General features: G+C 64.1%; 19 protein-coding genes and 1 tRNA gene. 5 read left to right on the top strand and 15 right to left on the bottom strand.

Annotation, left to right across the window (positions count from 1 at the left end; genetic code table 11):
* Nucleotides 1-196: 196 nt before the first annotated feature.
* A complete protein-coding gene (locus B6V75_RS11350) occupies nt 197-1,387 on the bottom strand; it encodes an NAD(P)/FAD-dependent oxidoreductase (RefSeq protein WP_088719780.1) in 1,191 nt (396 codons plus the stop codon).
* A 98-nt stretch (nt 1,388-1,485) separates the two neighbouring features.
* Between B6V75_RS11350 and B6V75_RS11345 the strand changes: the two genes are divergently transcribed.
* Nucleotides 1,486-1,560 (top strand) — tRNA-Gln (locus B6V75_RS11345).
* Nucleotides 1,561-2,170: 610 nt separating this feature from the next.
* On the opposite strand, the gene B6V75_RS11340 is transcribed toward B6V75_RS11345, so the two are convergent.
* The 5 genes from B6V75_RS11340 to lsrA all read right to left on the bottom strand — a co-directional run bounded on the left by B6V75_RS11340 (nt 2,171) and on the right by lsrA (nt 7,994).
* Entirely contained in the window at nt 2,171-3,412 is a 1,242-nt protein-coding gene (locus B6V75_RS11340; RefSeq protein WP_088719748.1) for a class II aldolase/adducin family protein, read from the bottom strand.
* A 70-nt stretch (nt 3,413-3,482) separates the two neighbouring features.
* Nucleotides 3,483-4,502, bottom strand: coding sequence for an autoinducer 2 ABC transporter substrate-binding protein LsrB (gene lsrB, locus B6V75_RS11335; protein ID WP_088719747.1), 1,020 nt, complete (start codon nt 4,500-4,502; stop codon nt 3,483-3,485).
* Nucleotides 4,503-4,535: 33 nt separating this feature from the next.
* A complete protein-coding gene (locus B6V75_RS11330) occupies nt 4,536-5,519 on the bottom strand; it encodes an autoinducer 2 import system permease LsrD (RefSeq protein WP_088719746.1) in 984 nt (327 codons plus the stop codon).
* Nucleotides 5,516-6,526 (bottom strand): hypothetical protein, encoded by a 1,011-nt coding sequence (locus tag B6V75_RS11325; protein ID WP_088719745.1) that lies wholly within the window; start codon nt 6,524-6,526, stop codon nt 5,516-5,518. The genes B6V75_RS11330 and B6V75_RS11325 overlap by 4 nt, the downstream gene beginning before the upstream one ends.
* The gene (gene lsrA / locus B6V75_RS11320) at nt 6,519-7,994 is read right to left on the bottom strand and encodes an autoinducer 2 ABC transporter ATP-binding protein LsrA (protein ID WP_088719779.1); all 1,476 of its coding nucleotides are present in this window, start codon (nt 7,992-7,994) and stop codon (nt 6,519-6,521) included. Before lsrA ends, B6V75_RS11325 begins: the two co-directional genes overlap by 8 nt.
* Nucleotides 7,995-8,199: 205 nt before the next feature.
* Here lsrA and B6V75_RS11315 point away from each other — a divergent pair, with 205 nt between their 5' ends.
* From B6V75_RS11315 to B6V75_RS11305, 3 genes are read left to right on the top strand one after another with little or no spacing between them, the layout of a single operon-like run.
* A complete protein-coding gene (locus tag B6V75_RS11315; protein WP_088719744.1) occupies nt 8,200-9,138 on the top strand; it encodes a sugar-binding transcriptional regulator in 939 nt (312 codons plus the stop codon).
* Nucleotide 9,139: 1 nt separating this feature from the next.
* On the top strand, nt 9,140-10,669 hold the full coding sequence (gene lsrK / locus B6V75_RS11310; RefSeq protein WP_088719743.1) for an autoinducer-2 kinase: 1,530 nt from the start codon (nt 9,140-9,142) through the stop codon (nt 10,667-10,669).
* Between the two features lie 23 nt (nt 10,670-10,692).
* Nucleotides 10,693-11,007: an antibiotic biosynthesis monooxygenase gene (locus B6V75_RS11305; RefSeq protein WP_075774274.1), complete on the top strand. Its 315-nt coding sequence runs from the start codon at nt 10,693-10,695 to the stop codon at nt 11,005-11,007.
* A 288-nt stretch (nt 11,008-11,295) separates the two neighbouring features.
* Here B6V75_RS11305 and tcuB read toward each other — a convergent pair whose 3' ends face one another.
* Genes tcuB through B6V75_RS11290 form a run of 3 tightly spaced genes read right to left on the bottom strand, consistent with a single transcriptional unit; the run spans nt 11,296 to nt 14,433 of the window.
* The gene (gene tcuB, locus B6V75_RS11300) at nt 11,296-12,369 is read right to left on the bottom strand and encodes a tricarballylate utilization 4Fe-4S protein TcuB (RefSeq protein WP_088719742.1); all 1,074 of its coding nucleotides are present in this window, start codon (nt 12,367-12,369) and stop codon (nt 11,296-11,298) included.
* Nucleotides 12,359-13,753 (bottom strand): FAD-dependent tricarballylate dehydrogenase TcuA, encoded by a 1,395-nt coding sequence (gene tcuA, locus B6V75_RS11295; RefSeq protein WP_088719741.1) that lies wholly within the window; start codon nt 13,751-13,753, stop codon nt 12,359-12,361. Before tcuA ends, tcuB begins: the two co-directional genes overlap by 11 nt.
* Nucleotides 13,750-14,433, bottom strand: coding sequence for a GntR family transcriptional regulator (locus tag B6V75_RS11290; protein WP_075774271.1), 684 nt, complete (start codon nt 14,431-14,433; stop codon nt 13,750-13,752). Before B6V75_RS11290 ends, tcuA begins: the two co-directional genes overlap by 4 nt.
* Nucleotides 14,434-14,537: 104 nt before the next feature.
* Here B6V75_RS11290 and B6V75_RS11285 point away from each other — a divergent pair, with 104 nt between their 5' ends.
* On the top strand, nt 14,538-15,566 hold the full coding sequence (locus tag B6V75_RS11285; protein ID WP_075774350.1) for an AbrB family transcriptional regulator: 1,029 nt from the start codon (nt 14,538-14,540) through the stop codon (nt 15,564-15,566).
* Here B6V75_RS11285 and B6V75_RS11280 read toward each other — a convergent pair.
* From B6V75_RS11280 to B6V75_RS11260, 6 genes are all read right to left on the bottom strand, one after another.
* Entirely contained in the window at nt 15,544-16,515 is a 972-nt protein-coding gene (locus B6V75_RS11280; protein WP_088719740.1) for a D-2-hydroxyacid dehydrogenase family protein, read from the bottom strand. The genes B6V75_RS11285 and B6V75_RS11280 overlap by 23 nt on opposite strands.
* 14 nt (nt 16,516-16,529) lie before the next feature.
* Entirely contained in the window at nt 16,530-16,691 is a 162-nt protein-coding gene (locus tag B6V75_RS18695; protein WP_167733399.1) for a hypothetical protein, read from the bottom strand.
* 7 nt (nt 16,692-16,698) lie between these two features.
* Nucleotides 16,699-17,514 (bottom strand): universal stress protein, encoded by an 816-nt coding sequence (locus B6V75_RS11275; RefSeq protein ID WP_075774269.1) that lies wholly within the window; start codon nt 17,512-17,514, stop codon nt 16,699-16,701.
* A 1-nt stretch (nt 17,515) separates the two neighbouring features.
* Nucleotides 17,516-18,604, bottom strand: a complete 1,089-nt coding sequence (locus tag B6V75_RS11270) for a 4-oxalomesaconate tautomerase (RefSeq protein WP_088719739.1) — start codon at nt 18,602-18,604, stop codon at nt 17,516-17,518.
* 18 nt (nt 18,605-18,622) lie between these two features.
* Nucleotides 18,623-20,653 carry a tripartite tricarboxylate transporter permease gene (locus tag B6V75_RS11265; protein ID WP_075774267.1) on the bottom strand — a complete coding sequence of 677 codons (2,031 nt, stop codon included), beginning with the start codon at nt 20,651-20,653 and terminating at the stop codon, nt 18,623-18,625.
* Nucleotides 20,654-20,732: 79 nt separating this feature from the next.
* A complete protein-coding gene (locus tag B6V75_RS11260; protein WP_075774266.1) occupies nt 20,733-21,809 on the bottom strand; it encodes a tricarboxylate transporter in 1,077 nt (358 codons plus the stop codon).
* Nucleotides 21,810-21,891: the final 82 nt, after the last annotated feature.

The raw sequence follows: 21,891 nt of genomic DNA, 5'->3' as shown, positions 1-21,891 counted from the left end.
ACGACGATGGAGACCGCGCGCATGGCCGACCTGCGCAACATCTACTCCGAGAAGGACGTCAGGAAGGCGGGCTTCGACGATTACGTTGCGGTCGGGCGGTAAGGAAGCGGCCGCGCCGGGATCGGCCCCGGGGAGGGGGCTCTGCCCCCGCCCTTCGGCCCCCGGGATATTTCTCCCAAGAGGAAGGGAAGGCCGCCTAGGCCACCTGCCCCGCCGCCCAGCCGGACGCCCAGGCCCACTGGAAGTTGTAGCCACCGAGCCAGCCGGTGACATCGACCACCTCGCCGATGAAATAGAGCCCTCGCACCTGCTTGGCTTCCATCGTCTTCGCGTGGAGCGCATCGGTGGACACGCCGCCCAGCGTGACCTCCGCCGTGCGATAGCCTTCCGACCCCACGGGCCGCACCTGCCAGCGATGAATCTGATCGTCGAGCTTGGCCAGATCCTTGTTCGATTGCTCGGCCAGCCGCCCCTTGAGCTTTGCCTCCGCCACCACAAATTGCGCGAGCTTCTCCGGCAGATGCCGCGCAAGCGCATTGTGCAGCGCCTGCCGGCCCGCCGCGTCGCGCTGCTCAGCCAGCGCCGCCGCGATGTCATCGCCTGGCGCGAGATCGACCCTGAGCGTGTCGCCCTCGCGCCAATAGCTGGATATCTGCAGGATTGCAGGGCCGGACAGCCCGCGATGGGTGAACAGCAGATCCTCGGCGAAATGCGTCTTGCCGAGCCGCAGATCGACGGGCCGCGCGAGGCCGGACAGCGGCGCGGTGCGCGCGAGATCCTGCTCGGCGAAGGTCAGGGGCACCAGAGCGGGGCGCGTCTCGACGATCTCGAGGCCGAAGCGCTGCGCGATCTCGTAGCCGAGGCTCGACGCCCCCATCTTCGGGATCGACTTGCCGCCCGTCGCCACAATCACCGAAGCCGCGCGGATCGGGCCTTGCGAGGTCGTCACAAGGAAACCGTCGCCCTCGCGCTCCACCCGCTCGATCGAGGTCTCGAGCGACAGCTCGCCCCCTGCCGCACGCAGATCGCGCAGCAGCAGGTCGATGATCTGCGTAGCCTTCCCGTCGCAGAACAGCTGGCCGAGATGTTTCTCGTGCCACGCGATCCCTGCCGCATCCAACCGCGCAATGAAATCCGCAGGCGTATAGCGCGACAGCGCCGAGAGAGCGAAGCGGGGATTGCGCGACAGGAAGCGTTCGGTCGCATTCTGCCGGGTCAGTAGCCGGTTGGTGAAGTTGCACCGCCCGCCGCCGGAGATTCGAATCTTCTCGCCCGGGCGCCGTGCGTGGTCGAGCACGCGCACCGACCGCCCGCGCCGCGCCGCCTCGATCCCGGCCATCAGCCCGGCAGCGCCCGCGCCGAGTATCACAACATCGCATTTTTCCATGCCGCCTCGCTTGCCGTAGCGGCGCATGACGCGCAATCGAAATTTGTCGGATTTTCCTCTTGAAGCCCCGCGCGAGCTTGGCTAGATAGCCCCCAAGTTGGGGCGTAGCCAAGTGGTAAGGCACCGGTTTTTGGTACCGCGCACCGTAGGTTCGAATCCTACCGCCCCAGCCACTCTCCTTTTTTTATAGCGAAACCAGCTAATTGCGGACCGGATCAGATTCGCGAACGTAACACTTTGGGGATCACGTTCCCGGACTATCAGGGCATTCATCCTCGTCGAGTCGAAGGATCGCTTTCGCCCACTCTACAGCCGCAAGCTCGGCCTCCATCTCCGCCATCTCTCGCTCAGCGCGCAGGAAAATCGGAAGATGGACTCGATGTTGTAGAAAGAGCGCAGCATGCGCCTCAGGCCATCCAACGTTACTCGGTCGTTCATTAGACTTCTCCTCTAACGAAAAGAGCGACGCCCTGAGGGCACGCCCTATGGATGCGGCCGCAAGGGACGGGCGATCAAGCAGAGCGCAGAACCTCACCCGCCCAAATTTCCCGGCAGCAATCGGGCATGACGCCCGCAGCCCCCAACGACACGAGCCGAACGTGAGGGCTCTCACTTCTGTTGCCCGCGCCAAGGGCTCGGTCGTTTTTGGGCGAGAGCAGACATTCGCTGCATTGACGGTGCTCATCTCAGGTCGATACTCGCCACGAAGTCCATGGCCAGCACTCAACCGAAGCTTGTCGCACTATCCAATAATGCCCTTTGTTTAAGCGCTCACGCTTTCCCTCACTTCTTCAGCTTCGCCTGTTCGAGGGACCAGTATTCCATGTCGAACAGCTCGCGCTCGGAAATCGGAGCGAAGCGCCCGAACTCTTCCGCCGCGTTCACGATACGCGCCGTCTGCTCCAGCAGATCGCCTGCGATGCGCGCCGCTTTCTCGTTCGCACCGACTGCAAAAAGCCCCTCGCCTGGCACAAGCACCGCGCGCGGCGCAGGATCGAGCATGGTCTTCGGCTCGGAAGCATGGGGCGCGTTGCGCTCGAAATAGGACTGATAGCGATCGGCGTAACCCGCGAGCTTACGCTCGATCGCCGCGACATCGTCCCCGACCTCCACGATCAGCGGGAAGGGTTTGATACGTATCACGTGGTCCGGGGTCGCTGTGCCACGCATTGCCAGCTCCGACAAATCCTCGCGCGAGAGATAGCGCCGGATCGCAGGTGTCGTGCGGAAGTCTACCACGGGCTCGGCGCCAAGCGCTCCCTGCGCGGCGAGGGCCCGGGTCAGCGCGGAGGCCAGATCATCGGGGACCGGCGCGTCATTGGACTGCGGACCCTCCACAGTGATCCCTTGCGACGCGAGAAACGCTTCGGCGGCGCTAACGAACTCGATCGTCAGCTCATAGCTCTCGCGCGCGGTCTCGGCGAAGGTGAACAGCCCGTGCTTCTCGAGCCAGAGGCCTTCCACATGCGGGTCGCGAGCAAGCGCATCCTTGCACGCATGGCTGAGCGCGTAGCCGGGCATGACGTAGGGCACGAAGCCGACCCGACCGTCATAGAGATCGCGCACCACCGTCTCCATGTTCTCTTGATCGGCCAGCGCGAGGATCGCCGTTGCATGGCAATGATCGACGAATGCCTGCGGCATATAGGCGTGCAGCAGCGCCTCTACCGAAGGATTCGGCGCGGTCGGGTCGAGCAGCTGGCTGCGCAGGAACGCCACCATCTCTTCGTCCGACATATACGGGATGGACCGCGTCTCCAGCAGCGGCTCCAATCGCATCGCCGGGAGGCCCGGCGCTGCGATATCGCCGAGGTCCCACCCCGACCCCTTCACATGAATGATCGCTCCGCCCGGCGCATCGGGAATCTTGACCGACGTATTACCACCGCCATGCAGCACCAGTTCGGGGTTCTGTCCGATCAGACGCGAGCTATAGACGCGCAGCCCCAGTGCCGCGGGTTGGCCTGCCGCTTCAGCAGCCTCAGCGAATGAATGGGCGTCGGCGTCGTTCCAGCGCGATTGCATGGGAGGCTCCTTTTTCAACATGTTTGCGAGGGCGCGTCGCCGCGCCCCCGCCAGGTGAGATCACGGGGGATCAGAAATCAAAGTTGTCGATATTATCCTTGGTGAACACGGTACGTTCGGGCAGCAAAACGATGCCGTTATCCTTGGCTTCATAATCGTAGCCCTGCACCGAGTTGGGCGAGACCTTCACTTCGCCGATGCCGGGCACATCCATCGTGTCACCGACCTGAAGCGGCCCGTTCTTGAGCACGTGATCGGCGACCGCCACCGAGATCGCACCCTGCTGGGTCACGTCCCACAGGCCGAAGCGCGCAACCGTTCCGCGCTTCACATAGGGGCGCATCACGTTGGGTGTCGAGAAGCCCACGATCGTCACTTTGCCAGCCTTGTCCAGATTTTCGGCAGCTTGGGCTGCGGCGGGAAGCGCGTTGGCATCGGGCGCGATGATCGCGTCGAGATCGGGATAGGCGCTGAGGATGCCCTCTGCGGTCTGAAGCGATTTCTGCGCGTCGTTATAGCCGTACTGCGTGGTCACGATTTCCCAGCCCGGATGCTCCTTCGCGATCTTCTCCTTCGCGGCCGCGACCCAAGCGTTCTGGTCGGTCACGGTCGGCGAGGAATAGAAGAAGGCGACCTTGGCCTTGTCCTTGCCGTTCAGCCCGTCGGATGCCATGTCCACCAGCATGCCGCCCAACTGCGCGGGCGTGCCCTGGTTGATGTAGTAGGAGCGGCAATCCGGGTTCACATCCGAGTCCCAGGTCATCACCAGCACGTCGCGCGCCATCGCTTGCTTGAGCGCCGGGCAAAGGCCATCGGGCGAGACCGAGGCGAGGATCACCGCCTTGTAGCCCTGATTGACGAAGTTGTTCACGAACTGCACCTGCCCTGACACGCTGGGTTCGGTCGGCCCGTCATAAGTGACGTTGTCGCCAAGCTTCTTGCCCATGTCGACAGCGCCCTTGCCGCCCGACGTGAAGTAGCCCACCCCGACAAGCTTCGGGATGAAGGCGATGTCCTCGGCCGCGGCCGAATTGGCCATCAGCATCCCTGCCGCAAGGGTGCCCATCACCCATTTGGTCGATTTACGCATTTCAGTTCTCCTCCTCTGAACTCTCTGGACGCGTCATTCTGACGGACGCGGCCGCACCGGAATGAACTCGCGCAGCAAGGACGCCCCGTGGCGCATTGCGACGACGACAACCAGCAGCGCTCCGGACAACGCGCTGGAAACCTGACTGGGAACACCGCTCATCTGCAGGCCCTGCTGCAGGTAACCGATGATGAAAGTGGCGATGATGGTGCCGATGACCGAGCCCTGACCGCCATAGATCGAGGCGCCTCCGAGAACGGCGGCGGTGATCGCGGGCAGCAGCGTCGCCTTGCCCAGATCGACCCGCGCCGAGCCGAAATAGGCCGACAGCAGCAGCCCCGCGAGCGCGGCGGCAAGCCCGGTAATGACATAGGTCAGCAGCTGCACCCGAGCGACGGGCATGCCCGCGTGGCGCGCGGCGGATTCGTTTTGGCCGATCTGGAACACCAGCCGGCCGAAGCGCGTGACGTGCAGCAGAACAAGCATCACGAGGGAGAAGGCGAGGAACACGAAAAGCGGCATCGGCAGGCCGAGGATCATCTGGTAGCCAAGCCCGGTGAAAGCCGCCGGGAAGCCGCCGATGCCGTCATAGCCGTTCGCGCCGACGATGCCGGAGAGCACCGTTGCCGCGCCCGAGAACATATAGAGCGCGCCAAGCGTCACCACGAGCGGTTGCAGCCGCGTGAGCCGGATGATCGTCGCGTTCAGCAGCCCCGCGAGCGCACCCGTCGCGAAGCCCACCGCAAGCGAAACCGGAAGCGGCATCCCGAAGAAATTGGCAATCCCGAAAGTGATCGCACAGAGCCCGACAGTGGAGGCGAAGCTCACGTCGATCCCGCCAGCGATGATGACGAGCGTCAGCGGCACCGCGACGATCCCGACATGCACGAAATCCGAGGTGCCATAGAGCAGCGAACTCAACTTGAGGAAGCGCGGGTTGATGGCGCCGAACACCACAAGCTCAAGGACCAGAAGCCCGAGCAACAGGACCTCCCAGCGCATCACGAGACGCTTCATGCCGCTTCCTCCAGATCACGGGTTTTGGGTGGGGGCGTTTCGCCTCGGCGGTAACGCGCCGCGCGGTCGCGCGCTTCCAGCGCGATCCGCAGTCGACCGTCGATCAGCAGCACGGCGAGCAGCATCGCTCCGCCGATGAGGTCGTTCCAGTAGGCCGGGATCTTGAGGAAGACGAGCGCGGTGTCGATCGAGGTGAAGAAGATCACGCCGATCACAACCCCGGCAACCGATCCGACGCCGCCGAGCAGGCTGATCCCGCCCAGCACGAGCGCCGCGATCGCGCGCAGTTCCATCCCCGAGCCAGCCTGATTGGGAACGAAGCCGATCTGCGCCGCAAAGGCGATACCCGCGATGGCATACATCGCGCCCGCCCAGACAAAGGCGAGAAACTCGATCCGGCGCACCGGCAGGCCCAGATGGCGCGCTGCCTCGCGGTTGTCACCTACCGCGAAGATCCAGCGCCCGCGCCGGGTGCGCAGCACCAACCAGACCGCCGCGATCAGCGCGAGCGCTACGACACCCACCGCCGACAGCCCAAGGAAGCCCTTGCCGGAGAGGTCTTTTACCCCTTGCGGCAGTTCCTCGATCCACTCGCCGCCGGTGGCGATCAGCATCACGCCGCGGAACAGGCCAAGCGTGCCAAGCGTGGCCACGATGGAGGGCACGCCAAGCAGCGCCACGAGCCCGCCATTGAGCGCGCCGGCTGCCACGCCCGCGCCAAGCGCGGTCGCGATCGCCACCGGGAGCGACGCTCCTGCGTTCACCGTCAGGCCCAGCGTCACCGCCGAGAGCCCGAGCACCGAGCCGCCCGAGACGTCGATATTGCGCGTCAGGATCACTGGAAAAATCCCCAGCGCCACGAGCATCAGCACCAGGCCGTTCGACCAGATGATCGAAGCGGTGCGCGCCGAGAGGAACCCGGGCGCCGCCGCACCGACAAGCAACAGCACGATCAGCGTGACGAGGAACAAGGTCGCGACACGTTCGCGGGCGATCCGTTCAAGCATGGACGGCCTCCTTGGATTCGAAGGCCAGTTCGGCGATCTCGTCGGTGCTGCTTCCACCCGGAAGCTCGCCGGCGAGATGCCCGCCCGCCATTACCGCGATCCGGTCCGACAGGCGCACGACCTCGTCGAAATCAGAAGAGATCAGCAACACCGCCGTGCCTGCGTCGGCCAGCTGTTCGATCAGTTCGTAAATATCGTTGCGCGCGCCCACATCGACGCCGCGCGTCGGCTCGTCGAGGATCAGAACCCGCGGCATTGCGGCGAGGCATTTCGACAGCAGAACCTTTTGCTGGTTTCCACCCGAAAGGCTGCGCACCGGCTGCTCCGCCGTCTCGCATTTGATTCCAAGCGTCTTGCGATAGTCTTCGAAGCGCGCGCGCTCTGTGCCAGGCCGCAGCAGGAAGGGCAGCAGATAATGCACGAGCGAAGAGGTATTCCAGTAAAGTGGCGCATCGAGAAAGAGCCCGTATTGCTGCCGGTCTTCGGACAGCAGCACGACATTCTCACGCACCGCGTCGCGCGGTGTCCGGGCGACGAAAGCGCGGCCCTCGAGTGCGACTTTACCGTCAGCAAGCGGCCGCAGCCCGACGAGGGTTTCAGCCAGTTCGGTGCGCCCTGCCCCGACGACCCCGGTCAGACCGAGAACTTCTCCGTGATGCACATCGAAAGAGATATCGACAAAGCCTTCGCCCCGTAGCCCCGCGACTTCGAGCGTCTTGCGCTCGGCGCGGGTCCTGTCGGCGCGGCGGTCGCGCAGGGCCGCGACACCGGGACTCATCGCGGCGAGAATCTCCGCATCGTTGCTTTCGGCCATCTTCGCGCTGTGCACGACATAGCCGTCGCGCAGCACCGTGATCCGGTCGCTGACGGCGCGCAACTCGTGCAGCTTGTGCGAAATGAAGACGAGCCCGTGACCTGTCGCGCGAAGCGCCCGCATTCGATCGAAGAGCGTGTCCACCTCATGCGGAGTAAGCGCCGAGGTCGGCTCGTCAAGGATCAGCACCTTCGCCTCGCGCACGAGGCCCCGCAGGATTTCCACGATCTGTCGGTCTGCGATCTCGAGGGTCGCGGCCTTGGCATCGGGCGACAGCGCGACGCCAAGATCCGCGATCAGCTCGCCAATGCGCGCGCGATAAGCCTCTGCCCGGCGCGGCAGGCCAATGCAGATATTCTCCAGAACGCTTTGATTGGGGAAGATATGCGCCTCTTGCGGCACCAGATACAGCCCCATCGCCTGCGCCTGCGCGGGCGTCGCGGGATGCAGTGGCGCTCCACCAATGGAGACCCGCCCTGCCGTCGGCGCGACCAGACCTGCGAGGATTTTCATCAAGGTGGACTTACCCGCACCATTGCCGCCCAGAAGCGCATGGATTTCCCCGGCACGAACCGCGAAATCCACGCCCTTAAGCACGGGCACGCCGCCGTAGCTTTTAGAAACCCGGCCAAGCTCGGCGAGCACAGATGTCATAGCGCCTCCCTCGATCAACATCCCGTCTCCTCGAATGTTCATCTGTTTGTCGTGATAACATCTGTTCATCCGATATACTCGCTGTCAACAATTTTTAGCTTATTTTTTATGCTGCGATGCGGCGTTTTTGAGTTATTGACTTGTTCATATGTTTTTGTAACGAGTTATTTGAACATTGCCCCACCACTTCGGAGGACCGATCGTCATGGAAGAGCTAGCGCCGAACGAAACGGACGAAGCCCTGCTCGCGCGGGTCGCTTGGCTCTATTACAATGACGGGCTCACGCAGAGCGAAGTCGGGCATCAGCTCAACCTCTCGCGCATCAAGGTATCGCGGTTGCTCGATGCGGGACGCGCCTCCGGGCTGATCGAAGTGCGGATAAATTCGCGCCAGCAAGGCTGCCTCGAGATCGAGACCCGTCTGCAGGAGCGATTCCGCCTCAAGGATTGCCGCGTGATCCCCGACAGCGCCGGATCGGATGTCGACGCGCGGATCGGACAGGCGGCGGCGAATTACCTCATGCAGAAACTCGCGCCCGGCGACAGTCTTGCGGTCGGCTGGGGCGCCACCGTGTCGAACGCCATCCGGGTGCTCGGCCATGTGGTGCAGGAGCGCCGCATCGAGCTGTTTTCGCTGACGGGCGGCGTGCAGACCTATGTGCAGGGGATGCGCGAGGCGCATTGGGACCGCACGCCGAACATCATCCCCGCGCCGCTCGTCGTCTCGACGCCGGAACTGGCCGCCGCCCTGCTGCGAGAGCCTGCGATCTCGTCCTTGCTCAACCAGGCGATCGCGGCCGATTACAAGCTGGTCGGGATAGGCGGCATCTCGGAACAGGCGACCGTGGTTGCGCAAGGCTATATTACCGCAGGCGAAATCGAGCCACTGCGCCGCAGCGGTGCACGTGGCGATGTGCTCTGTCGGTTCTACGACCGGACCGGGCAGGACATGGAGCTGCCGCTGCATGAGCGCGTGATCGGCGTCGATCTAGTCCAGCTCCGCGACTGCGAGCAGGTAATCGGCGCCGCCGGGGGCCCAAACAAGGTGACCCCGATCCTCGCCGCGCTGCGCGGCCAAATTCTCGACATTCTGGTGACCGATGAGGCGACCGCGCTGTCGCTCCTCGACGCCGCGGAGGACTGACATGCGCTATTTTCTCGCCTTCGACGCTGGCACCGGCAGCGGGCGGGCCGTCCTGTTCGACGAGACCGGCGCCGAGATCGCGACCGCCGGGCAGGAATGGTGGCACGCCAGCGACCCGCGCTATCCTGGCTCGATGGATTTCGACACGGAAGGCAACTGGGCAGCGCTGGCCCGCTGCTGCCGCGAGGTGATCGCGAAGTCCGGTGTCGATCCGAAGGATATCGTCTCGGTCAGCGCCACGGCGATGCGCGAGGCCTTCGTTCTGCATGACGAGAGCGGTGCGGAAATCTGGGCCTGTGCGAATGTCGATGCGCGCGCCGATGCCGAGGTCCGCGAACTCAAGCGGGACTATCCGGGGCTGGAGGAAGACATCTATGCGCGCTCGGGGCAAACCTACGCGCTTGGAGCCCTCCCCCGGCTGATCTGGCTGCGCCGGCACATGCCCGAGGTGCTCGACCGGGCCCGGGCCCTGACGATGCTGTCGGATTGGGTGCTCTATCGGCTTTCGGGAGAACTCACTTCCGAGCCGTCAAATGCCGGGACGACCGGGCTGATCGGCCTCGCAGATCGCAAGGTGCTTGGCGACGCGATGGAGAAACTGGGGCTGCGCAGCGACATCTTCCCGCGCGGCGTCGTGACCGGAGAATGCGTGGGCACGGTAACAGGCGCGGCGGCAGAGGAGACCGGGCTCGCGCCTGGTACGCTGGTCGTGGCGGGTGGCGGCGATTGCCAAACCGGGGGACTAGGGCTCGGGATTGTCGGGAATGGCGATTGCGCGGTGCTCGGCGGCACGTTCTGGCAGCAGGTGGTCAATGTCCCGCTGACCCTGACCGACCCGAGCATGAAACTCCGGATCAACCCGCATGTGGTCTCGCATCTCAATCAGGCCGAAGCGATCAGCTTCTTCACAGGGGCAGCGATGCGTTGGTTCCGCGACGCCTTCGGGCAGGGCAAGGGGTATTCCGAGCTGGAAGCCGCCTCGAAGGAGGTGCCGCCCGGCGCGCATGGGATCATCCCCATCTTGTCCGACGTGATGCGCTACAACGAATGGATCCACGCGGCCCCGTCGCTGCTCAACCTTTCGCTCGATCCCGAGAAATCCGGGCCCGCCGCGATCTTTCGCGCCTTGCAGGAGAATGCCGCCATCGTCGCGCATCGCAATCTCGAGGCGGTCTTCGCCCTGACCGGCGAGCGCCCCGCGCGCATCGTCTTTGCCGGAGGCGCATCGAAATCCCAGCATTGGGCGCAAATCCTTGCGGATGTTACCGGCCTGCCGGTCGCCACTTCGAAGGTGACGGAGGCCACCGCGCTTGGCTGCGCGGCAGCGGCCGCGACCGGGTCCGGCCAGTTCGGCTCGCTGAAGGACGCAGGCGCGGCATGGTCCTGCATCGAAGATGAATACCGACCGAACCGCGCGCTGCGCGACCTCTACGACGAGGCAAGCGACCGCTGGCAACGCGCCTATGCCGCGCAGCGCGCGCTGGTGGCCGAGGGCGTCACCCAATCCATGTGGCGTGCCCCGGGCACGTGAGACCTGCAAGAAAGGACTTCTGAATGCTGATCCAACTGGTGAATATCAAGGTGCAGCCGGGCACGCGCGAGACTTTCCTCGAAGCCTTCAAGATCAACTGCGACGGCACGCGCGAAGAACCGGGCAACCTGCGCTTCGACCTGCTGCACGACCCCGAGGACGAGAACAACTTCTTCGTCTATGAAATTTTTCAAAGCGATGATGCGTTGGAAGATCACCGAAAGACCGCGCATTACCAGAAATGCGTCTCGATGATCGACCCGATCACGATCGGCGGGCGCTCGAAGACCTATTTCGAGCCAGTACTCGTGCAGGGCGCTGCGGCAACCTCGGCATAACGCTCGATCCTATAAACCGAAGCCATCCCGGGCACTTCAGGCTTCGGTTTATGGAAATTCCGTCTTTGAGAATTGGATAACGCTTCCGTCACGCACGGCCGCCCGGGTTCATAAACTGCTTAAAGAAATTCTCGCAGAGCGACGAATTCCGAATTGAGTGGAAAGCGGTTACTAGCTGCGCTCGGGCCCAATGCCTGCTAAGCGCCCGAAGCCGCGATCCTCAACAACCAGCGCGCATTGGTCCATCTCTCGTTCGGACGACAGCTTTGCGCGCCCGGCCACTGCCTCTTACCGAGCCACCTCCCTTTTCTTTTGCGCATCGGCAGTCAGCGCGGCAAGGCGATAGAAGCCGTGCGCCATCTTGGAAAACGGTGTCAGCAGAAAGAATGCGAGCACGGCCCCAAGATGCAGGGCCAACATGGCCGGCATCAGCGGGGTTTGACCGAGCACATAAAGCGCCAATCCGCTCAAACCGACAAAGCCCAAGAGAGCAACAAAGCCGAATTCGCCGCTCGTCGCGCCCGAGGCACCGAGTTCGGGATCCGCCCGCAGCTTCAGACGGATCATCTCGATGCAACCCACGGTCAGCAGCAAGCCACCCGACAGGCCGAGAATCTTCGGCAGGGACCAGAGCGGGTAAGGGGCGCGCAGATCCAGCAGGTAATGCATCAACGTCGCCACACTCGTGGCGGCGAAACACAGAAGAAAGCCATACATCACGGCTTGATGCGCGAATCGGCGGCCTTGGGAAAAACGGTCCTCGTCCTCGAAATTGCAGCCATCTCCATGCCCGCCGTTGAGGTTGCGCATGTTCGCGGCGGCGGCAAAGCCTCCCCGAAGATCGGAGAAGCGAAGCGGACCGGCCCCGACCGCGCGCCAATACCGCCGCAAGCTGATCGCGAGGCTGAGCAGCGGGAACAGGAAGGCTGGCAGGAAGATCGCGACCATCGTGTTATGCGCCAGGACCGCGTAAAAACCCTCGCCCCCTGCGCTTGCGAGCGAGAGCATGGCCCAGATCAGGAGCGCAAAGCCCAGCACCGTCGCGAGCGCGATGCGCAGCCCGCTTTTCTGGAAGGCGTGACCCGCCGCGCGGGGAAACGCGAATTCTTCCCAGCTATCCTGCCGAACATTCGCCAGCGCCTGCGGCAGGTTGAGGGCAAACTCGTGCGGTGCCGTGTATTGGCAGGCGTAATAGCACCCGCGGCAATTGTGACAGAGATTGGCGAGCTGCGTCAGATCGCCGTCGCTGAAGGCGCGCTCGGCATGGAGCGCTGGAAAGACCGAGCAATATCCTTCGCAATACCGGCAGGCGTTGCAGATCTCGGCCTGACGGCGCGCCTCTTCGAGAAACTCAGTTTGCATGGGCGGCGGCCTCCTTGCCTGCAATACGTCCGAAAACGGTGCCGATCGTCATGCCGAAACCGGCGAGATACCCCTGCCCGAGAATTGAACCGGCCATGGTTTCGCCGGCAGCCCAGAGGTTCGAAACGGGGCGGTTTCCGATCGAGCATTGTGCGCGCTCGTCGACCTTCAATCCGAGATAGGTGAAGGTCACCCCTGTGCGCAGCGAGTATCCGTAAAAGGGCGGCTCGGTGATCGGACGCGCCCAGTTGGTCTTCGGCGGGGTGATTCCGGTGGTGGACACCCCATCCAGTTCTGTCGGGTGAAATCCGGATGTGTCGCCGCAGGCTGCGTTGAACTCGGCCACGGTCTCGGCCAAGGCTGAAGGCGGCAGTCCCATCTTGGTTGCCAGATCTTCGAGCGTATCGGCCTTGATCGGCGGAAAGACCGAAGGCATGAACAGTTCGAGCGACTTCGCGTCGATGATGACATAGCCCACCTGATCGGGCTGCGCCGCGACGAGACGGCCCCAGATCGCATAGCGCTTCGGCCATACGTCCTCCCCCTCGTCGTAAAACCGCTCGCCATTCTTGTTCACGACGATCGAGAACGGCACGCAATCGAGCCGCGTGACGATCCCGCCATCGAATTTCGGCGCGCGCCCGTCAATCGCGACCGCGTGGCATTGCGTCGGATCGCCGACCTGTTCGACCTTCTGCTCGAGAAGGTCCGCGAGCACGACGCCGCGATTGTAGGGCGTGCCCCGGATCAGGAAGTTCTTCGCGGCCGGCCCCCAGGCGCGGGCAAGCCAATCGGTATCCGCCTGAAAACCGCCCGACGCGACCACGACCGATTTCGGGCTGATGCGCCGCGTCTCGCCATTCTGCGTATAGTCGATATGCGTCACGCGATCGTCGTCGATCTCCAGATGGGTGACGGCCGCTTCGTATTCGACCTGAACCCCGAGCGCTTCCGCAGTGCGGTAATAGGCATTCACGAGGCCCTTGCCGCCACCGAGGAAGAATGCGTTTGTCCGCGCCAGCGAAAGCGTGCCCGACAGCGAGGGCTGAAAGCGAACGCCATGCGCCTCCATCCAGGGCAGGCATTCCTCGGAGCTTCGAATGGCGAGCCGCGCCAGACCTTCATCGGTCTTGCCGCCGGTGACCTTCATCAGATCGGCAAGGTATTCTTCCTCGGTATAGCTGTCGGTGAGCGGACCAAGCGGCCCGCGATGCATGCAGCGGAAGTTGCGCGTATGGCGAGAATTTCCGCCCCGATAGGGTTTCGGCGCGGCTTCGAGAATCAACACGCGCGCTCCGGCCTCTGCCGCGGTGATCGCGGCACAGAGGGCCGCGTTACCGCCGCCGATGACGGCAATGTCGGGTTGAGGTGAAGCAAGGGTCACAGCAGATCTCCGTCATAGCTGGGGGTCTGGCCGGGCTCGGAGCGCAAGGCACGCACGCGTACTCTCTGGGCCGCCTCGATGTGCGCGCGCATCGCGCTCTCGGCGAGTGCGCCGTCGCGCGCCTTGACGGCCTCGAGCACGGCGAAATGTTCTTCTACCGCCTTCACAGCCCGGTCCGGCTCGGTCAGCGTGGTGGGTCCGAGGATCATCAGCGCCTTTTGCAGCGAGCGGATCGAGCGGGTGAGGAACCGGTTCTTCGCTGCGTCGAGCAAGGCGGCGTGGAACTGCCGGTTGAGCGTGAAAGCCTCAGGGACATTGCCGATCTCGCCCAGCTGCCGGTTCATCTCGTAGAGTTCGTCGATCTCGATATCCGAAGCCGCCCGGGCCGCGAGCCGTGCCGCTGTGCCTTCGAGGACCGCGCGCATCTCGTAAAGCTCCATGACTTCGGCATAGTCGAGCCGCCGAATGCAGGCGCCCTGCCGCGCAATGTGACTGACGATGTTATCCGCTTCGAGCTTGCGGATCGCTTCCCGGACAGGGGTTCGCGACATGCCCAAGCGCTCCGCCAATTCGGTTTCCCGCAAGCGGTCGCCCGGGTTGAGCCGCCCTTCGCGCAATTCGGTCAGCAGGCGGTCGTAAGCAGCGTTTCCCTGCGGTGTGCTGCCGTCCTCATTTGCCATTTCGCCCTCCGCGTTCATCTTGTGTCCAGCTGGATACATTCGTATACAAGTTACGTCAAGACGAACAGGAGGCCAGTTTGCGCAAACATATTTTCGCGGGTGCCATGCGGCGGCGCGGCCTTACATTTCTCCTTGCAGCCTGTGGCACCGCGCTCTTCTGGGCGCTGGATCTGCCGCTTCCCTTCCTCTTCGGCCCGATGGCATTTTGCCTCGCCGGCGCGCTCGCGCATTTACCGCTTCAGGGCTTCGGCCAGATCTCTGTCGGCGCGCGCACGATCCTCGGCGTGGCGGTCGGCGCCTCGATCACGCCCGAGGTTATCGCGCAATTGCCGCGCATGGCGCTCTCGGTCTCTCTCGTCCCTGTCTTCATCGCGGTGATCGCGCTGATCGGCGTGCCCTTCTTCCGGAAGTTCTGGGGCTTCGATGCGCCCACCGCCTATTACGCCGCAATGCCAGGCGGGCTTCAGGACATGGTGATCTTCGGCACGGAAGCGGGCGGCAATCCCCGCGCGCTTTCGTTGGTGCACGCGACACGGGTTCTGATCATCGTGACCGTGGCGCCGTTTTTCCTGAGCCATTTCTACGGCGCCGAACTCAGCAACCCGATCGGCGCGCCGGTCGCGGATCTGCCGTGGTATGAGCTGGCGATCATGGCCGTCGCCGCGGTGCTCGGCTGGAAAGGCGGCGAGAGGCTCGGGCTGTTCGGCGCCTCGATTCTCGGCCCGATGATCGTCACGGCGACCCTGTCGCTCTCCGGGATCATCCATTTCCGCCCGCCTGCCGAGGCAATCCTCGCGGCCCAATTCTTCATTGGCTGCGGGATCGGCGTTCATTTCCTCGGGGTGACCTGGAAAGAACTCACCCGGATCGTGTCGGCAGGCATCGCCTACGTGCTCGTGCTGGCCGTGCTGGCCGCGGGGTTTTCCGGTCTTGTGACCGTGTTGGGTCTGGGCGAGCGGGTGCCAGCCTTTCTGGCCTTCGCGCCCGGCGGTCAGGCGGAGATGACGGTCCTCGCGATCGTGACCGGGGCGGATCTCGGCTTCGTCATTACCCATCACCTGACGCGCATCGTGCTCGTGATCGTCGGCGCGCCCGTGGTGGCGAGGATCCTCACCCGAAGGCGGACGGGTTGACCATGTGGATCGGGCTGCCCTCCGCATAAGCATTCACCTGCGCGAAGATGTCGGAGAACTGCTTGTCGAACTCGTCCTCGGTCACGTAGCCGATATGGGGCGTGGCGATGAGGTTCGGATGCGCGAGCAGCGGATCTGTCGCGTCGGTCTCTGGCTCGCGGTCGAAGACATCCACCGCAGCCTGCCCGGGATGTCCGGCCTCAAGCGCCGCCAGCAAGGCCCCCGGCACAATCAGCCCTGCGCGTGACGTGTTCACCAGCACCGAGCGCGGGGACATCTGCGCGAGATCCTCGGCGGTGACGATCCCGCGGGTCTCTGGCGTCAATCGCAGATGCAGGGAGACGATGTCGCTTTGCGCGAAGAAGGCGGCACGGCTCTCGGCAACGGTCTCCCCGTCGGCCAAGACACGCGCGCGCCCCGCCTCGGAGGCCCACCAGACGACCTGCATCCCGAAGGCCCGGGCATACTCCGCGACGACCCGCCCCAAACGCCCGTATCCGTAAAGGCCCAGCACCCGTCCGCGCAGGCTGCGCCCCACGCCCATCTGCCAGTTGCCGGCTTTGACGCTGGCCATCTGCTGCGGAAGCTGGCGCATCGCGGCGAGCATCAACGCGAAGGTCAGCTCTGCTGCCGCATAGTTCGCGCCATCGCCGCCCGTATTCGAACACAGCAGAACGCCTTGGTCGGTGCAGGCCTCCACATCAACATGCGGCCACGTGCCCCGCTGCGAAATCAGGCGCAGGTTGGGAAGCCGCTCGAGCAAGCCGCGCGTGATCTTCGTGCGTTCCCGAAAGAGAACCACGCATTCGGCCTCCGCGAGGCGGCGCGCAAGCGCCTCCTCATCGGGCTCGTGATCCGTCCAGACCGTCACCTCGTGCCCATCCAGCATGCGAAAACAGGGCAAGCTGCGGAGCGTGTCGAACCAGTCGTCGAGAATATGGACCTTCATTGCCTCTCCCTTGGCTAGCCTTGACCGGACAGCGCCTTGATCGCGCGACTGACCCGGTCGTGCAGGAGCACGTGATCGGGGGATTTGCCCTCGTCGCGGGCGATCTTCGCGACGATCTCCTTGCGAATGTCCTCGAGGTCCTGACGGACGCGGCTCAGCTTCTCGAAATGGGTCATGGCCTCCTCAATGCGACAACAGTACGGGAATTTTCGTGCGCGCAAGCACTTCCGAGGTCACGCCTCCAAGGAAATCTTCGCGAAACTTGGAATGCTCGAAGGCTCCGAGCACGAGAAGCGACGGATCATTGCGCCCGCACCAGCCGAGGAGCGTGTCCGCCACCGGTCGCGGCGTAGGCCAATCCTCGTGAATGGCCGCGACGCCGTGCCGCGAGAGGTGGGTTAGAAGGTCGTTGATAGCGCGGTCGTCATGTGGCCCAACGGTCAGAACGCTGACCCGTCCGTCATCCTCGAGCAGTCGCAGACTGTCGGAGAGCGCGCGCGCGGCGGCCCGCCCTCCATCCCATGCGAGCGCCGCATGGCTGTGCTTTGCGCCCGCATCGTAGCCCTCGGGAACCACGATCACCGGACGGCCCGACATCAGCGCGATACGATCGGGATGCAGGACCACATGGGCATCGCCATCGTCAGCCTGCGTGCCCACGATCAGCATGTCGTAATAGCGCGCCGCTTCGGACAGAACATTGTCCACGCGTCCAGCCACGACTTTCAACTCGAGATCACTGCCAAGCCCCAGGGCACGGCGCTCTTCCTCGAACCGCGCCTCGATCTCGCGCAGGATGTCGCCATTGGCCGCTTCAAGAAGCGCACGCGCTTCCTTCGGGATCCAGCGCGAGCGGCGGTCGATCACCTCGTGCGCCGCATGGGCCATTATCGCCGTCACATGAGCGCCACGCTGCGCCGCCATGGAGGCGGCATAGCGCAGGGCGGCGACCGACCCGCTCGATCCATTGAAGGCGACCAGAAGATTCATCATCGGCATGTCAGCGTCCTTTCCAAACCGAAGCGGGAACATAGACCCGGCCGTCGGCCAACTTGCGCGCGGTGCGCAGCAAACCTGCGGAGTTCAGCGTGAAGTGGTTGTTCATTTCGAAGTCGACGAGGACCTCGATCGTGCCGGACGCATGCTCCAGCACCACGCTCGCCGGGCTGGTGGTCGGTCGCTCCAGCAGACCGTCGGCCACAGTGCCGGGCGTGAGCGCGCAGGAGGCAAGACATTGCGCGCCGGTGACCGCCATCGACGGGTGCGTGTTCCACGGCATGAAATAGCGCGTCGCGATGGTTCCACCCGCCTTGGCAGGCGCAAGCAGGCCGAATTTCGGCGTCACCGATTTCGAGACGTCGCCCATCCCCATAGCCGCGCCCGCCTTGAGGCGCACGGCCTCCATGCGGGCGAAGAACTCGGTATTCGCGTCGAGCTCTGCCGCGCTTTCATAGCCGGTAAGGCCGAAGTCCTGCGCCCGCGCGATCACCATCGGCATCGCGACATCCATGCAGGTCACCTCGATACCGTCGAACTCGTCGCGCAGATGCCCGGTCGGAAGAAACGCTCCGGTCGAGGAGCCGACGACCCCCATGAAATTGAGCGCGATCGGCGCGGCCGTGCCGGGCACGCCGGCGATTTCCGCGTCACCGTCGTAGCGCATCGCCCCGCCCGGCGTCTGAACGCGCGCGAGGACTTTCGCCCCGGTATTGACTGCGCGGATCTTCACCTCGGTCTCGTCTCCCGTGGGGCGCACGAGACCCAGCTCGATCGCGGCCGGCCCCACCCCCGAGAGGATGTTGCCGCAGGTCGGTTTGAAGTCGACGAGCCGATCCTCGACCGAGACCTGCGCGAAGAAATAATCGACCTCCGCCCAGTCATCGTCCGAGGGCGAGAGCATCGCGACCTTGGTCGTCACCGCGACGCCCCCGCCGAGCCCGTCGATATTGTTCGCATGCCCCGAACCGAGCACCGCGATCAGAACCTCGGCCAGAGTCTCGCGATCGGCAGGCAGATCGGCGCGGTTGAAATAGGGGCCTCGCGAGGTGCCGCCGCGCATGAATACATAGGGAATGGCTGTCTGTTCCATCTCATTCGCTCCGTCGGATCATTTCAGGGGCCAAGGAAGATTGGCTGCGTGCTGCAGCAGGCCGGGCGGGAAATCGCGGTTCAGCGCGCCGGCCATGACGCACATCAGGGCGATGCCGCTGGCGGCGAGGATCAGCGTCTTGGGCCAGCTGGCCTGGGCGCGGATGCGCAGGAAGGTGACGAGGAATCCGGCCAGGGCGAGGATGAAGCCGACGACGTAAGTCGCCGCGATCAGCCCCGCGAACCACGCGAGCGTTCCCCACAGGCCGTAGGGCGCGTCCGCATCCTCTCCCGAGACTTCCTTGTCCGCGAAGATCACGTCACGCTCGGCGCGCAGGATCATCTGCACCAGCAGGATCACCAGCGCTGTCAGCGTGATGCCCCCAACCACGAGTGGCACGATCTTGTCGGTCATGTTGTAGTTCGGGATCAGGCTCGCGTTGACGAGCGCCGCAATCACGTAACCCATGACCACTAGCAGGAAGATCAGCGGCGCGCGCTTGGAGCCCGACTGGACATCACCCTCGGCCATGATCGACTTCGCCTGCCGCAGCCCGAGGAAGACCGACACCACCGTCACGATGAGCAAGACGATCACGATGGGCGAGAACAGGTAATCGACGCCCGCCGAGAAGGAATTGCGGAACCGGAAGGATGCGATCTGGAAGGCCTGGTTGGAGAATTTTTCGACAGGGTTCGACAGCACGAAGCCGATCAGGAACGCCGGGCGCGACCAGTCGAACCGGCGCAGGAAGATCCCGATCAGGCCGATCGCGAACAGGGCGAGGATGTCCTCGAAATTCTGCCCTGACTGGAAGGCCGCGAAGGAAATCAGCATGAACAGGAACGGCGCGAGATAGGTGAAGCGGATCGTGGTCAGCTTCGCGATCCCGCCCGAGGCCGCGATGCAGAGCACGGTGCCCACGACATTTGCCAGCGCTAGCAGCCAGACGATCGAATAGGTGATATCGAGATTGTCCCGCAGCATGTTGGGACCGACCTCGATATCGCCCGATCCCAGCAGGGCCAGCGCGCCGATGAAGATCGCCATCGAACCCGAGCCCGGGATACCGAAGAGCAGTGTCGGGACGAGGCCGCCGCCTTCCTTGGCGTTGTTCGAACTCTCCGGCCCGATCACGCCGCGGATTTCGCCCTTGCCGAAATTCGACTTGTCTTTTGTGGTCTGAACGGCGTGGCCGTAGGCGATCCAGTCGACGACCGACCCGCCGAGCCCGGGGATCACGCCGACGATCACGCCGATCAGCGAGCAGCGGACGGACAGCCATTTGTTGGCGACCCAGTCGCGCACGCCTTGGCTCCAGCCGGCGCCGAGCGTCGCGTCCTTGGCGATCGAGCTGTCCTGACGAAGCAGCGAGACGATTTCGGGCAAGGCGAAGATGCCGAGACCGACGATCACCAGCTGCAGCCCGTCCGTGAGATAGGGAATGTCATAGGTCGCCATGCGCAGGCTGCCGCCGGCATCGGCTTCGCCGATCGTGCCGATCAGCATGCCAAGCCCCGCGGCGGCGAGGCCCTTGAGCGCCACGCGCCCCGCGAGCACAGCGACCATCGAGAGGCCGAGGATCGAGATCATCAGCATCTCGGGCAGGCCGAAGGCCAGCACCAGCGGCCGGGCGACCATGATGAACATGGTCAGGAACAGCGCACCGACGAGACCGCCGAAGAGGGACGAAGTGAAGGCGGCCGAGAGCGCCCGCGCCGCCTGCCCTTTCTTGGCAAGCGGGAAGCCGTCGAGAACCGTCGCCTGGCTCGCCGAGGACCCGGGGATCCCCATCAGTACGGAGGCGAAGGTGTCCGAGGTCGGCACGACCGCGACCATGCCCACCATCAGGGCCAGCCCCAGCACCGGGTCCATGCCGAACATGAATGGCAGCAGGAGTGAGAGGCCGGCGATGCCGCCGAGACCGGGGAAGACCCCCACGGCCAAGCCCATGACGACCCCGAGCACCAGGTATCCCAGAACAACAGGTTGCAGAATCAGAGCCCATGCCTCGCCAAGCGCAGGCACGGCGGTTGCGAAGACATCCATCTCGCCCACCTCGAATTTTAGGATTATGAGAAAGTGAGCGGTCCGCGTCCCGCAGGAAGGGACCGCTCGAGGGTTTCGCTTAGTTCAGCGAAACGCCGTAGGCTTCTTGAAGCCAGTCGGTCACATAGGCTTTGGCTTCGGGAGATACGGTCGTGCCTTCCTTGGTCGCCTGCTCGGCGCCCTTGCCGACGAAGACGTCGTATTTACCAACCTGCTGTGCCGCGATTTTCTTGAAGTCCGGACGGTTGCGCACGGCGTCGAAGGCTTCGGTATAGGCTTCGACCACGTCATCGGGCGTGCCCTGCGGCAGGAACGCGATCTTCTGAACCGGGAAGCCCGCGATGAAGAACGCTTTCCACGAATCCCAGGCTTCGCCGGAGGTTTCGCAGCCATCGGTGGCTTCGCAAACTTCCTTGAAGGTCGGCAGATCGGGGAAGGTCGGATCGCGGACAATGTTGTTATTCTCGTCGAGCGCGCCCCAAGTCATCATCGGAACGGCCTTGCCATCCTCGACCATCGAGAGCGAGCCGCCGAGATAGCCGGTCGTCGTCTGGTAGTCGATCGTCGCCTCGCCGCGTTCGAACATCAGGCGACCGTCGCCGCGCCCCTTGATGCCGAAGACCGGCTCCACGTTCATGCCCAGCATCCGCCATGCGAGAAGCGGCACGAGGTCGAGACGGGTCGCACCCTGCGAACCGTAGATGAAGTTGAGATCCTTGAGGTTATTCGCAGACCCGTCGAATTTCTTGCCGGCCTCGGGATTGAGATAAGCCACGCCGCCCGTGCCCGATGCCATGACCGGGATCCAGTCGGAATACTCGTAGCGCACCCGCGGATCCCCCAGCAGATAGGGGAACTGCGTCGAGCCGGAGGTACCGAACAGCAGCGTGCCGTCCTCGTAGCGCTGCTCCTGGAACCAGTTCGCGCCCTTGGTCGAGCCTGCGCCCGGCATGAACTTCACGATCACGGTAGGTTTGCCCGGCAGCTCCTGCGCCAGCAGCGGCGCAAAGAAGTTGGCCCATTTCGCAGAGCCCCCCGTCTCCGAGAACGGAATGACCCATTCGATGGTCTTGCCGCTGAAGTCGACATCCGCGAGGGCCGGTGCCGACATGAAGGCGAGCGCCGCCGCAGAATATACGAATTGCTTGATGGTCATTAGTGTCCTCCCTTAGACCTTTCGAACCGGGCGGGCTCGAAGCCGGCCGGTATGTAGTTATTCTCCTCAAGGGACGAATCCC

Source organism: Thioclava sp. F1Mire-8 (assembly GCF_002213165.1).
GTDB classification, from domain to species: domain Bacteria; phylum Pseudomonadota; class Alphaproteobacteria; order Rhodobacterales; family Rhodobacteraceae; genus Thioclava; species Thioclava nitratireducens.
This window is presented reverse-complemented; position numbering and strand designations above follow the sequence as displayed.